The sequence below is a fragment of the Streptosporangium minutum genome (genome assembly GCF_002149035.1).
GTDB classification, from domain to species: Bacteria; Actinomycetota; Actinomycetes; order Streptosporangiales; family Streptosporangiaceae; genus Streptosporangium; species Streptosporangium minutum.
This window is the reverse complement of record NZ_NGFP01000078.1, coordinates 1-11,427: the sequence shown is the minus strand read 5'-3', so window position 1 is coordinate 11,427 and position 11,427 is coordinate 1. Positions and strand designations below refer to the sequence as shown.

The 11,427-nt window shown below is 68.0% G+C and carries 16 protein-coding genes; 10 read left to right on the top strand and 6 right to left on the bottom strand.

The genetic code is table 11. The features are described from left to right. Positions 1 to 61 precede the first annotated feature (61 nt). Genes CA984_RS18310 through CA984_RS18300 form a run of 3 tightly spaced genes read right to left on the bottom strand, consistent with a single transcriptional unit; the run spans position 62 to position 1,069 of the window. Positions 62 to 388, bottom strand: coding sequence for a DUF1048 domain-containing protein (locus CA984_RS18310; protein WP_086573947.1), 327 nt, complete (start codon positions 386 to 388; stop codon positions 62 to 64). Between the two features lies 1 nt (position 389). Beyond that, positions 390 to 746 (bottom strand): DUF1048 domain-containing protein, encoded by a 357-nt coding sequence (locus tag CA984_RS18305; RefSeq protein WP_086573946.1) that lies wholly within the window; start codon positions 744 to 746, stop codon positions 390 to 392. Continuing rightward, entirely contained in the window at positions 743 to 1,069 is a 327-nt protein-coding gene (locus CA984_RS18300) for a PadR family transcriptional regulator (protein ID WP_086573944.1), read from the bottom strand. Before CA984_RS18300 ends, CA984_RS18305 begins: the two co-directional genes overlap by 4 nt. A 515-nt stretch (positions 1,070 to 1,584) precedes the next feature. Between CA984_RS18300 and CA984_RS18295 the strand changes: the two genes are divergently transcribed. After that, entirely contained in the window at positions 1,585 to 1,767 is a 183-nt protein-coding gene (locus tag CA984_RS18295; protein WP_086573942.1) for a hypothetical protein, read from the top strand. Between the two features lie 263 nt (positions 1,768 to 2,030). On the opposite strand, the gene CA984_RS18290 is transcribed toward CA984_RS18295, so the two are convergent. Together CA984_RS18290 and CA984_RS18285 are read right to left on the bottom strand one after the other, a co-directional pair. Then, positions 2,031 to 2,624 carry a hypothetical protein gene (locus CA984_RS18290; protein ID WP_086573940.1) on the bottom strand — a complete coding sequence of 198 codons (594 nt, stop codon included), beginning with the start codon at positions 2,622 to 2,624 and terminating at the stop codon, positions 2,031 to 2,033. A gap of 401 nt (positions 2,625 to 3,025) precedes the next feature. Further along, a complete protein-coding gene (locus CA984_RS18285; protein WP_086573938.1) occupies positions 3,026 to 3,841 on the bottom strand; it encodes a class I SAM-dependent methyltransferase in 816 nt (271 codons plus the stop codon). Positions 3,842 to 4,203: 362 nt separating this feature from the next. Between CA984_RS18285 and CA984_RS46295 the strand changes: the two genes are divergently transcribed. From CA984_RS46295 to CA984_RS18250, 8 genes are all read left to right on the top strand, one after another. Further along, positions 4,204 to 4,500 (top strand): hypothetical protein, encoded by a 297-nt coding sequence (locus CA984_RS46295; protein WP_165781315.1) that lies wholly within the window; start codon positions 4,204 to 4,206, stop codon positions 4,498 to 4,500. 8 nt (positions 4,501 to 4,508) lie between these two features. After that, positions 4,509 to 5,024 (top strand): GNAT family N-acetyltransferase, encoded by a 516-nt coding sequence (locus CA984_RS46290; protein WP_165781314.1) that lies wholly within the window; start codon positions 4,509 to 4,511, stop codon positions 5,022 to 5,024. 151 nt (positions 5,025 to 5,175) lie between these two features. Continuing rightward, on the top strand, positions 5,176 to 5,823 hold the full coding sequence (locus CA984_RS18275) for a response regulator (RefSeq protein ID WP_086574002.1): 648 nt from the start codon (positions 5,176 to 5,178) through the stop codon (positions 5,821 to 5,823). Beyond that, complete coding sequence (locus CA984_RS18270; RefSeq protein ID WP_207620924.1) at positions 5,820 to 6,914, top strand: sensor histidine kinase; 1,095 nt, start codon at positions 5,820 to 5,822, stop codon at positions 6,912 to 6,914. The genes CA984_RS18275 and CA984_RS18270 overlap by 4 nt, the downstream gene beginning before the upstream one ends. 36 nt (positions 6,915 to 6,950) lie before the next feature. Then, a complete protein-coding gene (locus CA984_RS18265) occupies positions 6,951 to 7,319 on the top strand; it encodes a hypothetical protein (RefSeq protein ID WP_242676031.1) in 369 nt (122 codons plus the stop codon). Beyond that, positions 7,316 to 8,179, top strand: a complete 864-nt coding sequence (locus CA984_RS18260; RefSeq protein WP_242676030.1) for an ABC transporter ATP-binding protein — start codon at positions 7,316 to 7,318, stop codon at positions 8,177 to 8,179. The genes CA984_RS18265 and CA984_RS18260 overlap by 4 nt, the downstream gene beginning before the upstream one ends. After that, positions 8,179 to 9,645 (top strand): hypothetical protein, encoded by a 1,467-nt coding sequence (locus CA984_RS18255; protein WP_086573992.1) that lies wholly within the window; start codon positions 8,179 to 8,181, stop codon positions 9,643 to 9,645. Before CA984_RS18260 ends, CA984_RS18255 begins: the two co-directional genes overlap by 1 nt. A gap of 59 nt (positions 9,646 to 9,704) precedes the next feature. Further along, entirely contained in the window at positions 9,705 to 10,178 is a 474-nt protein-coding gene (locus CA984_RS18250; RefSeq protein WP_207620922.1) for a hypothetical protein, read from the top strand. On the opposite strand, the gene CA984_RS18245 is transcribed toward CA984_RS18250, so the two are convergent. Continuing rightward, positions 10,175 to 11,269, bottom strand: coding sequence for an epoxide hydrolase family protein (locus CA984_RS18245; protein ID WP_242676029.1), 1,095 nt, complete (start codon positions 11,267 to 11,269; stop codon positions 10,175 to 10,177). The genes CA984_RS18250 and CA984_RS18245 overlap by 4 nt on opposite strands. A gap of 21 nt (positions 11,270 to 11,290) precedes the next feature. Between CA984_RS18245 and CA984_RS18240 the strand changes: the two genes are divergently transcribed. Next, positions 11,291 to 11,427, top strand: a 137-nt coding sequence (locus tag CA984_RS18240) for a helix-turn-helix domain-containing protein (RefSeq protein WP_133061705.1), incomplete at its 3' end; no start/stop codon positions are given.

Below are 11,427 nucleotides of genomic sequence, written 5' to 3'. Positions count from 1 at the left end.
CATACACCGATGACACAGGCGCTGGCGCTGGTCAAGCCGTATAAGGCCGGGTCGACGGGTGTTACTTCTCGGCCGTGCCGGGTTCCCCGCCGATGGACTCCTGATAGATGTCCGCGTAGGTGCGCGAATCCTTGATCAGGTCGTCGCAGAAGGCAGCGACGTCGTTGCCTATGAGTTCCAAGACTCCCTTGCCGGCCGCGACGCCCTCCTCGAAGAAATCGACGATCCCCGAGAACAGGGACCCGTCAGGCAAGTCGATCGGTCCAACCTTGAAGAAGTACCTCTGAATCTCCTTGTAGACGATCTGGTAGTCCGGCGGGAGCGCCTTGACCCGCGCCATGTGCGCCCGCCACTGCTTCTTGCCCTCGATGATGTCTTGGATGCCCACGTCAGCCTCCTAGCTGGCCCAATTTCCTTGCTACGTTCCTGTTCAACTGCTCGCGCCACCGGTCGCGAAAGTTCCGAGCCCCTTCTCCGCCGGCCAGCGCCGCGCAGAAGCCCTCGATGTCGCCACCCAGCACCTCGTGAATGCTCCGCCCATCGGCCGCTGTCTCTTCGAGCAGCCCCAGAGCACCGTCGAGAATCGGCATCAGGTTTCGACCTGTGAAGTCCGAGTAGGGAGAAAGATGACCCTTGATCTCTTCCCACGCCGCCCGGTAGTCGGCCGGCAATGCCTCGGCCCGGACTTCGAACGCCTTCCATTCCCTGGTGAGATCGCTGCCTGTCATGGTCTCCCAGAAGTTCATCTCCTGCCCTCCTTGAGCTTGTCGATCCGTGATGTGATATACGCCCATTTCGCCCAGAACGTCGCGAGTTCTTCGCGCCCCGCGTCATTGAGCGCATAGAACTTGCGCGGCGGGCCCAGCCCGGACGGTCGTTTCGTCACCTGGACGAGCCCGTTCTTCTCCAGCCGCAGCAGGATGGTGTAAACCGTCCCCTCGACGACGTCGGCGAAGCCGAGTTCGTTCAGCCGACGCGTGATGGCGTACCCGTAGGTCTCCTCACTGCCAATGATTTCAAGCACGCAGCCCTCAAGCGTGCCCTTCAGCATCTCCGTCAGGTCGTCCATCGTGGGTCCTCTTCCGTCCTCCTGGTACTCCGTGGTACTGAGTACTACTACACAGTACCACGGAGTAGTGGGCCATGCCCAGCAAGCGGCGAGCACAGACCGCGGAAGCGATTCGGGCCATCGGCACCGCACCCGGTGCGCGGCAAGTGAGGGGGACGGAAGGTTGCTTGGCGACGGGGCGTTGTTGTGCGGGCCGAACGCGATCCATGGTCCCTGCTCGGACATGACGACCGAGTGAGCTCGTCCGCGCAGGCGTCGGCGTGGCCCCTGATGGAGGGCTCGCGGCTCGCTACGACAAGTCGGAGGCGACACTTCGGGGCTCATCCCGGCCACCCGAGCGTCGGGCCGTCAAGATCATCCAAATGTGGGCTTTGGGCTTGTGCGGGCCGACCCCCTCCAGGGCCGCCCGGCCTCAGAGCCTGACGAACGTACGGCGAGCGTCATGACTTCTGTCATCACTCACTCATGATTTCGACGTCTACACGGGGCCCTTCCTCCTCCGCGAAGATCGACCCATGACGAACAACGCGAAGAACACCGCTCCCAACTGGACCGTTGGCATGGCCTCCGGCCTCGCGATCGGCATGGGCCTCGGCGTCACCCTCCACAACATCCTCCTGGGGCTTGCGCTGTCGCTCTGCTTGGGTGTGGCCCTCGCATACGCCCTCCCCTCGAAGGACACTCAGGGATCCCGGTAGCAATGGCGCAGGCAACAACGGACATGCAGGTCAGCGGCCCGTCTTCCCTACTGTTCCCGAAGGCCTTTACGGGGGTTCCGACCTGCATATCCGTCGAAAATCTCCCCAGTGCTAACGGGACCCCAGTCACGCCCAGGCGCAGGGATGGACGGTTGTTCCCGCCCGCCTGAAATGCCACGCTCAGCCCGCGGCAGCGCGGTCAGTTGCGGGCACATCTCCGCACGCGCGGATCGGCGCGTGGTTCTCCCTGAAGGCCGCATTCCTTATGTGAGCACCTCGCCGTGGCGCATCTGCTCACGCTGCACCGCCGAAGGCGTATCCGCCAGGGTGCTGATGCGGTCGACCACGCTGTAGGCGGCGCCGACCAGGTCGCCCCGCTCGCGGACGGAGAGTTTCACCGTCACCCGCCAGGGGACGCCATCGAGGCGCACGAGCAGGTCGGTGCTGGCGGGTTCGTAGACGATGTCGGTGATTTCGCCCTGCCAGGAGCGACCCTCGTGATAGTCGGTCCACGCGCCGGTGTCGCAGAGCTCGCAGAGAGCGTAGCCGTGCCGGATCGGGCCGGGACCGTTCGGGCGGGGTGTCACCATGACGTAATCGTGATCGGCTGGTTCGGGAGGGACCGGCAGGCCCTGCGCGGTCAGGAGCGCGCGCAGGGCCTGCCGGGAGATGCCGTAGTCCACCTCCAGGTGCAGCGGCGGGTGATCGGGATGCTCCACGACCAGGGAGGCGCGCTCGCCGGTGAGCCCGATGCGGGTGAAGCACAGTCCGGCTTCGGCGTTGAACCGCTGGATGGCCTGCACCTGCCCGAGCAGCCCGCAGGCTCGCTGAACCTGGGCCGTGTCACCGATACGCACATCACCCTCCGCATGCCCCGAAGAAGAGCCCGATGGTATTCATCCCAGACGCCTCTCAAGAGCCTCCACCTCTTCAGGAGATGCGGGGGGAAACCCGAGCCACGGATCAGCGTCCGGTTCAGCGATCTGCTGTTCCCCACTCCAGCGCTTCAGGAACGGCTTCCAGCCGGTATGGTCCACGCGGCACTTCCCTTACACCTCGGTCAGGTCGCGCTCATCCCAGCGGAGAGCCCCGACATTAGAAGATCACCCGAGGAGGCGTCAGGTCGCGGCCGAGGTGATCTGCGGAAGGCGTCAGTCACAGCCCACGGATCAGGACACGCACAGCTGTCCTGCGCCATCGGACCTTGAGCGTGTGACAGCGTTGTTGGAGTGAGGTGCTCGCCCGTTGGCGTGGTTGGCTAGCCGTCCGAGCCCGCAGCCGACTGCGGTACCTCGGCGACGAAGCACAGGAAGCTGAGTTTGGTCGAAAGGTCATCGAAGTCGTCGGGGAACAGCTCACGGGCGGCCGGGTCGAGCTGCGGCTCGCTGATGACGGCAAGGCGGAAGCCGGCGGTGGTGAAGGCATCAGTCATCGCGTGCAACGACCTGCGCCAGAAGATCATCGGGAAGGACTGTCCGCCGAACGTCCATTCGTCGGTATAGCTGGTGGTCGCGAAATAGTTGTGCCGAGGATTCTGGCTCAGGTGCTCCACGAAAGGGTGGTTCACCGACGCGATCAGCCGGCCGCCGGGCCTGAGCACGCGCCGCATCTCGGCCAGCGTCGGCCCCCAGTCCTCCAGATAGTGCAGCACAAGCGACGCGACCACGTCGTCGAACGCACCGTCGGCGAACGGCAGCGGATCACGCACGTCGACCACGTGCAGGGCCGCGTCGTCACCGAGCCGCCGCCTGGCCACCGCCAGCATCCCGGCGCTGGCGTCGATACCGGTGACGACAGCACCGCGGTCGCGCAGTGCAGCGGACAGGGGGCCTGAGCCGCAGCCGGCGTCCAGGATCCGGCGGCCGGCCACGTCTCCGGCGAGGGCCATGATCGCGGGCCGCGCGTAGTACGCGTTCTGAAGGCTGTTCTCGGTCTCCGCCGAGTACGCCTCGGCGAAGTTGTCGTAGTCGTTGGCCCGGGCTGGATCCGCAGGCTGGGTCGCGGACGAAACCCAGGCAGGACTGACAGGACCCCGTGGTTCGAAGCTCTCGGGCACGTCGGTTACGCGTTCCATCGTCGCAGCCTAATGATCTTTGGTCGCGTTTCTGGACGTTTGCGGCAAGTTTCCCGATGCCCGAGCGCGTCGGTGCCGTGAGCCACTCAAACTTCGACGGCACAGGCTCAAGGTTCGATGGCACGGGACAACAGCGGCGGAGTCCATTGGACCGTCCCACGCGGTTATGACGACTTGAAGTGGCCCCATCCGGACGGCTTGGGCCGGCTCCGTCCCGGGTCGGTGACGTGATCCCGGACCGGCCCAGCCAGGAGGGCGACCAGGGGAACCCGTGGAGACGGACGCGTATTCCGTGCCGTGAACGACAGGCTGCATGCGGAAAAGACGTTGCCGCGCGCTGTTTGCCTTGGGACAGTCCCCACATGCAGATACGGGCCGCGATGATGAACGACCTGACAGCCCTGACGGAGCTGTTCCAGGCGATCGAGCTGGCCGAGATCGGGCGGGCAGGGACCACCGAGGCCGACATCCGGCAGATCCTGCTCACGCCGGGGCTGGACCTGGAGCGATACAGCCGCTCGGGGAATGGGCGCACAGGCAGGCCGCGGCAGCGGGCCGAGAGCGTGCGAGCGTCACGCTCTTCCAGATGCCCCAAGCTCTCGCCACGCCCGTCCTCCATGATCACGGCTGGCACATTGTCCGTCGTCACAGCCGTCTGATCATCGACGTGAACGGCAAACGACCCTCACCCCCGCAGTTGCGGGCCGGAACCGAGATTCGGATCGCCGCTTGTGACGACGATCGGCGCCGCCTGCACGCGGTGCTGGAGGAAGCGCTGAGCGGACACTGGAACCACCACCGCCGAGCGTTCGAGGAGTTCTGGGCCGATCAGCGACAGCGAGACGGTCACGACCCCAGCCTGTGGTGGATCGCCGAGGTCGAGGGAACCCCGGCGGCCGTGCTGGTCGCCCGCTCGCAACCGGACCGCGGCTGGATCGCCTGGCTGGGCACCGAGCAGCGCTACCGAGGGCGAGGATTGGCCCACTGCCTTCTGCTCACCGCGTTCGCCGAGCTGAAGGCACGTGGCCACCACATGGTCGGTGTCGATGTCGACAGCGCGAACGCCACGAACGCCACGGGTGTCTACGAGGCTGCCGGCATGCGCGCGCTCGGCCAGGCCGACCAGTGGCAACGGGATATCACCGTCAGTGGAGGGTCTGTCGAACCGCTCAGGGTCCGGTAGCGCAGAACCCCGGCCGCCAGGGGACCATTCCGAGCCGCCACATTTTTGCCTGGCGATCAACAAATGGGTCCGGTTCAGGCCGTCGATCCGGGTCGGCTGAAGCCGTCCTGTCAGGGATTGGCCATTGTTGGGGCGTGGCAGCATGGACGGCGTGCCCGTTCGTATCTTGATCGCTGACGACCAGCAGATGGTCCGCCGTGGGCTGCGCCGCATTCTGGAGAGCCAGCCTGACCTGGAGGTGGTCGCGGAGGCGGCCGACGGCGTCGCCGCGGTCGAGCTGGCCGCGCGGTTCCACCCGGACGTGGCGCTCGTCGACATCCGGATGCCGAGGATGGACGGGCTGGAGGTCACCCGCCGCCTGGAGCGGTCGTCCACCAAGGTTGTCATCGTCACGACGTTCGACCTCGACGAGTACGTCTATCCGGCGTTGCGGCACGGTGCGGCAGGATTCCTGCTCAAGCGCTCGGGTCCGGCGCTGCTTGTGGAGGCCGTCAGGTCGGCGATGTCCGGCGACACGCTGATCAGTCCGTCGATCACGGTCCGGCTGCTCAAGCATGTGACCGGCACGCGTACGGCGAACACCAGGCAGGTCGAGCCGCTGACCGAGCGCGAGATCGAGATCGCCGGGCAGGTGGCTGAGGGTAAGACGAACGCCGACATCGCCGCCGAGCTGTTCATCTCGGCCGGGACGGTGAAAACGCATGTGGCGAGCATCCAGCGCAAGCTCGGCGTGCGTAACCGCGTCGGCATCGCGGTCTGGGCCTGGGACATGGGTTACGCACCCGGGCAGCGCCCGTGACCTGGCGCGTCGTGTGGACGGTGCTAGTCGTCGCGGTCATCGTGAGCCCGGCTTCGGCCGTACCGGCCGCTCTGCCCGTGGCGCTCACGGCCGCGGCGGTCATCGCGGCCGTGCTGGTGCGCCGGCGCGACCCGTGGGTGCCGCCGGCGGCGGCCGCGATGTCGCTGGTGGTCGACGCCGTGCACGGCGGGCCGGCGCCGTTGTCGGCGCTGTGGATGCCGCTGGAGTTCGCCGCGCTGCTGGTGCTGCTGTATCGGTCGGTGCGACGGTCACCGCCCAGGCATGCGGCGTTGGCCGGATCGGCGCTGGGTGTCGCGATCGTCATGCTGCCCCTCCGGTTCACGCTGTGGCGGGTCCCGCAGCTTGCCCCGGAGGCGTCGGTCCTGGCCTGTCTGACGGCGTTCTTCCCGGCCGTGTTCGTGGTCGGCGGCGCGCTCTACCTGCGCCTGCTGGAGGACCGACGCAATCGCGAGGTCGCGGTGGCGCGGCGCGCGCAGCGGCTCGACGTGGCCAGGGACCTGCACGACTTCGTCGCCCACGAGGTGACAGGCATCGTGCTGGAAGCCCAGGCCGCGCAGTTGGGCGGTTCCGATGCCGTGCTGCTCAAGCGCATCGAGGAGGCAGGGCTGCGGGCCCTGGAGTCGATGGACCACATGGTCGGCACGCTGCGCGATCCGGACGAACGAGGCCCGTCCACCCGTGTGTACGGCCTGGCGGACCTGCCCGACCTGGTGACCAGGTTCGCGGCCACGGGCCGGGTGCGCGCCGATCTGGACCTCCAGCCGGAGCTCGCCGCGTCGCGCGAGGCGGAGGGTGCGATCTACCTGATCGTGCTCGAAGCGCTCACGAACGTGCGGCGGCACGCGCCCGACGCCGCCCGGGTGACCGTGGAGGTGCGGGGCGGGACGACGATCGGGGTGACGGTGGTGAACGATGGCGGCTCGGGTGCCCCCCTCGCCGCGGCCCGGCGCGGCGGGGGGACGGGCCTGGCCGGACTGGCTGAACGGATCGCCGCGACGGGCGGGTCGCTGAGCGCTGGGCCGTACGAGAAGGGGTGGCGGGTGATCGCCCATATATCTGCCGAACGGTAGATGTACGGATCGCCCGGCGATTCGATGCTGGGTGGCATGCATCTGGTGAAAGCCGCACGAGCGGCAGTCGCGGCCTGTGCCGTACTCCTCTCCCTGTCCGCCTGCGCCAACGCCGAGTCCGCGAAACCGGAGGAGAAGGTCTTCCCGTTCAGCGGGACGACGCTCGACGTGGCCGCCCACGAAACGCCGACCGACCTGGTCGCGACCGACCGCGAGGATGTCAAGGTCACCCTCTGGTTCGATGTGAAGGGGACCAACGCCACCTCGCACAGCTCCTTGAAAAACGGTCGGCTTGACCTGAACGCCGGATGCTCGGGGCTCGCGTTCTGCGACGCGAAGTTTCGGGTCGAGGTACCGCGCGGCGTCAAGGTCCTGCGTGACGGCAGGGAGACCGACCTGCGATGATCCTCGAACTCGTGGACGTCACCAAGATCTACAAGGGCGGCAAACGGGCGGTCGACGCGATGAGCCTGCGGCTGGAGCCCGGCCTGGTCGGACTGCTCGGGCCGAACGGCGCGGGCAAGTCCTCCCTGATGCGGATCGCGGCGACCGTGACCAGGCCGTCGAGCGGGCAGCTGCTGTTCGAAGGGGTGGACGCTGTGGCCAGGCCGGAGCCGCTGCGCAGGGCACTCGGTTATCTGCCGCAGGACTTCGGCGTCTACCCCGGTCTCAGCGCACCGGAGTTCCTGGCCTACCTCGCGGCGGCCAAGGGCCTGTCGGCCAGGTCGGCCAAGGCGCGGATCGGCGAGCTGCTGGAACTGGTGAACCTCACCGAGGCGGGCAAGCGCCCCCTTGGCAAGTACTCCGGGGGCATGCTCCGCAGGGTCGGCATCGCGCAGGCCCTGCTGGCCGACCCGCAGGTGCTCATCGTGGATGAGCCGACCGCCGGGCTGGACCCCGAGGAGCGGGTGCGGTTCCGCAACCTGCTGGCTGAGCTGGCGGCCACCCGGATCGTCCTGCTCTCCACGCATATCGTGTCCGACATCGAGTCGGTGGCCTCCGACATCGCGATCGTCGCGCAGGGCCGGTTGCTCTGCCGGGCCAGTCCCGCGGACTTGCTGCGCTCGGTCGCGGGGCAGGTGTGGGAGGCGCTGGTCGATCCGGCCGAGGTCACGGAGCTGCAGGCCCGGCACGTGGTCAGCCGTATGGTGCGGGTGGCTGAGGGGATCCGGATGCGGATCCTGTCGGCGGGCCGGCCGGTCACGGGCGCGGTGAAAGTCGTCGGCGACCTCGAAGACGCCTACCTCGGAGTGATCCGCCTGTGATGCTCATCTGGGGTGACGTGCTCGACCGGGTGCGAAGGCCCGTCTACGCGGTGGTCCTGCTGGCCGCCGTGGGTCTCGGTTACCTGGCCGCGCCGATGGCCGGCAGCCACTGGACGATCGTGGACGTGGGCGGGTACCGAGGCGTCTACAACAGCGCGTACATCGGCGTGGTCACCGCACTCGCCGGGTCGCTCTGGCTGACGCTCGGCGGGTTCTACGTCGTGCGCGACGGGATCCAGCGCGACGCGCGGACCGGCGTGGGCGAGCTGCTCGCGGCCACGCCGCTGCGGAATGTGCGCTATCTGGCAGGGAAGTTCGCGGCGAACCTGCTCCTGCTGGCGTCGATGCTGGCTGCCCTCGCGGTGACGTCCGTCGTCATGCAGCTCGCCAGGGGCGAGTCGTACGCCGTCGACCCGGTCGCGCTGCTGAAGCCCTTCGTCCTGGTCGCGCTGCCGCTGCTGGCGTTGACGGCGGCCTTCGCGCTGCTCTTCGAGAGCGTGCCGCTGCTGCGGGGCGGAATCGGGAACATCGTGTGGTTCTGCGTCTCGCTGGTCGTGATGCTGGGCGGGCAGTCGGCGGCGCTGGGCGCGTTCGGGGTCCATCCGGTGGTGCGGTCGCTGGCGGAGGGCGTGCGCACGAAGGGGGAGTTCAGCCTGGGCCTGACGTACGTGGACCGGCCGCTGCGCACATTCGAGTGGCACGGGGCGGCGCTGGGCTGGGGATTCACCGGGGCCAGGCTGCTGCTGGTCGCGGTGGCCGTGGCGGTTGCCGTGCTCCCGGCGCTGTGGTTCGGGCGGTTCGACCCGGCCCGCGGCGTCGGCCGGGCTGCTCCGGTCGGGCAGGCGGTCGTGCACGTGGGCGGGGCCGGGTTCGCCTTCTCGGGGCTCACGGCTGTCGCTCGCGGCTCCGCGGCAGGACGACTGCTGGTCGGTGAGACGCGGATCCTGCTGCGAGGGGTCTCGCGATGGTGGTGGCTCGTCGTCGGCGGTATCTCGGCGGCGGCCCTCGCCGCGCCCGTGAACCTGCTCCCCGTGCTCTGGGTGTTGCCGGTCCTCATCTGGTCGCGGCTGGGCGCCCAGCGGACCGAAAACGGGCTAGACGGCCTGCTCGCCGCCTACCCGGCGGCTTCCGGCCGCATGTGGGTCGAATGGCTGTCCGGGGTGGCCCTGACCGCCGCGTGCGGGCTCGCTCCCCTGGTACGGCTGGCCGTGTCGGGCGACTGGGACGGAGTCGGCGGCTGGGCTGGTGGGGTGCTGTTCGTGCCCGCGCTCGCCCTGGCCCTGGGGACGCTTACCCGCACCCACCGCGCCTTCCAGGCCCTGTACCTGCCGCTCTGGTACGCGGCGGTCAACGGGATCGGGGCATTCGATTACATGGGGACCTGTCGCCCCCTCGTCTTCGCTCTCACTGCCGGGCTGCTGCTGACCACATTCGTGATCGGCGCCTTCCGCCGGAGTCGACGATGAGGCGGCGCGCGACACCGGGCCGACACCGCCGCTCAGTCACTGATCGGGTGCCGGGGCGCGTGTGCCGCTTCACGACTCCCCACGCGGCGGCCAAGACCCGTGAGGGCATGACGGATGCGCTGGCCAACGTGACGCCCGTTCTCACGCGTGGCCTTCCCGGGCGTCCCGACGAGGACGTCGTCCGGCGGGCGCTGCGAGAGTTCTCCTTCCTTCCGGAGGACCGGCGCCCGGAGCCCTCGCCGGAGATCGTCCGTGCGGTGCGGTGGCTGGAGGCGGCCTCGCTGCCCCTGAGCGCTCTGGAAGAGGAAGCACACGCGGGCGGCTCTGGAAGCGCTGGCACTGCTCCTGGACGGCAAGGCGGCGGCCACCTCGGCTACCGGCGCAGGCGGGCGGTCTTCCACCACGTGCTGGAGTACGCGGTGGAACTCGAAGAGCTCTCGGCGAATCCGTCGTACAAGGCGAATCCGCCGTACAAGGTGAAGCTTCCGGATTACTTGTCGGCGAAGATCCGGATGCAGCCCGCGCTTGTCTAGAGTGCCCGGTAGAAGGCGCGGATGTCCTCGGCGAGCTGTTTCGGCTGCTCCAGGGCGGCGAAGTGGCCGCCGTGTTCGAACTCCGTCCAGCGCACGATCGTGTCGGTCTGCTCGGCGAGCTTGCGAACGGGCAGTGCGATGTCATGCGGGAAGACGGCCACGCCGGTGGGCACCGGTGAGCGCTCCGGCATGCTCCAGGCGTGGGTGAACTCCCAGTAGATCTGGGCGGCGGAGGAGGCGGTGTTGGTGAGCCAGTAGATCATCACGTTGGTGAGCAGGTAGTCGCGGTCGATCTCTTCGTCGGTCCACTCCTTGAACTTCTCGGCTATCCAGGCGAGCTGTCCGGCGGGCGAGTCGGCCAGGCCGTAGGCGAGGGTTTGCGGCCGGGTGGACTGAATGGCCATGTATCCGCCGAGATCACCGGTGAAGCGCTCGAGGCCCTTGAGCCGGGCGCGGTCCTTCTCGTCGAGGTCGTCAACGGGGCCGGTGGGGAAGGTCAGCAGATAGTTGATGTGGATCCCGACCACGTGATCGGGGGCGACCCGGCCGAGTTCCCGGGCGACTCCAGATCCCCAGTCGCCGCCCTGCGCGCCGTATTTGTCATAACCCAGCCGCGTCATGAGCTCGGCCCAGGCGCGGGCGATGCGGTTGAGCGTCCAGCCGGCGTCCGGCTGCGGCCCGGAGAATCCGAATCCTGGAAGGGAGGGGATGACCAGGTGAAAGTCTTGGGACAGCGGTTCGATCACGTCCAGGAACTCCACCACGGAGCTGGGCCAGCCGTGGGTGAGGATCAGCGGCAGCGCGTCCGGGTTGGCCGAGCGAACATGCAGGAAGTGGATCTGTTGGCCGTCGATATCGGTAAGGAACTGCGGGTAGGCGTTGAGCCTGGCTTCGTAGACGCGCCAGTCATAGGTCGTGGCCCAGTACTCGAGGAGCTCGGTGAGGTGGGAGGCGGGGACGCCCCGCTCCCAGCCGGCGCCGGGGACCTCGCTGGGGAGGCGCGTCCTGCTCAGCCTCTCGCGGAGGTCGTCGATGTCGGCCTGGGGGATGTTGATGCTGAAGGTTTCCATGACGATCACTCTCCACCTCATCTAGGCAATATAATTTCCTAGATGACGGCTTCCCGGCTCTTGATGCTGCTTTCGCTGCTGCAGACCCGTCCCGAATGGTCAGGTTCGGAGCTGGCGCAGCGCCTGGAGGTCAGTCCGCGCACGATCCGCTATGACATCGACAAGCTGCGCAACGCAAC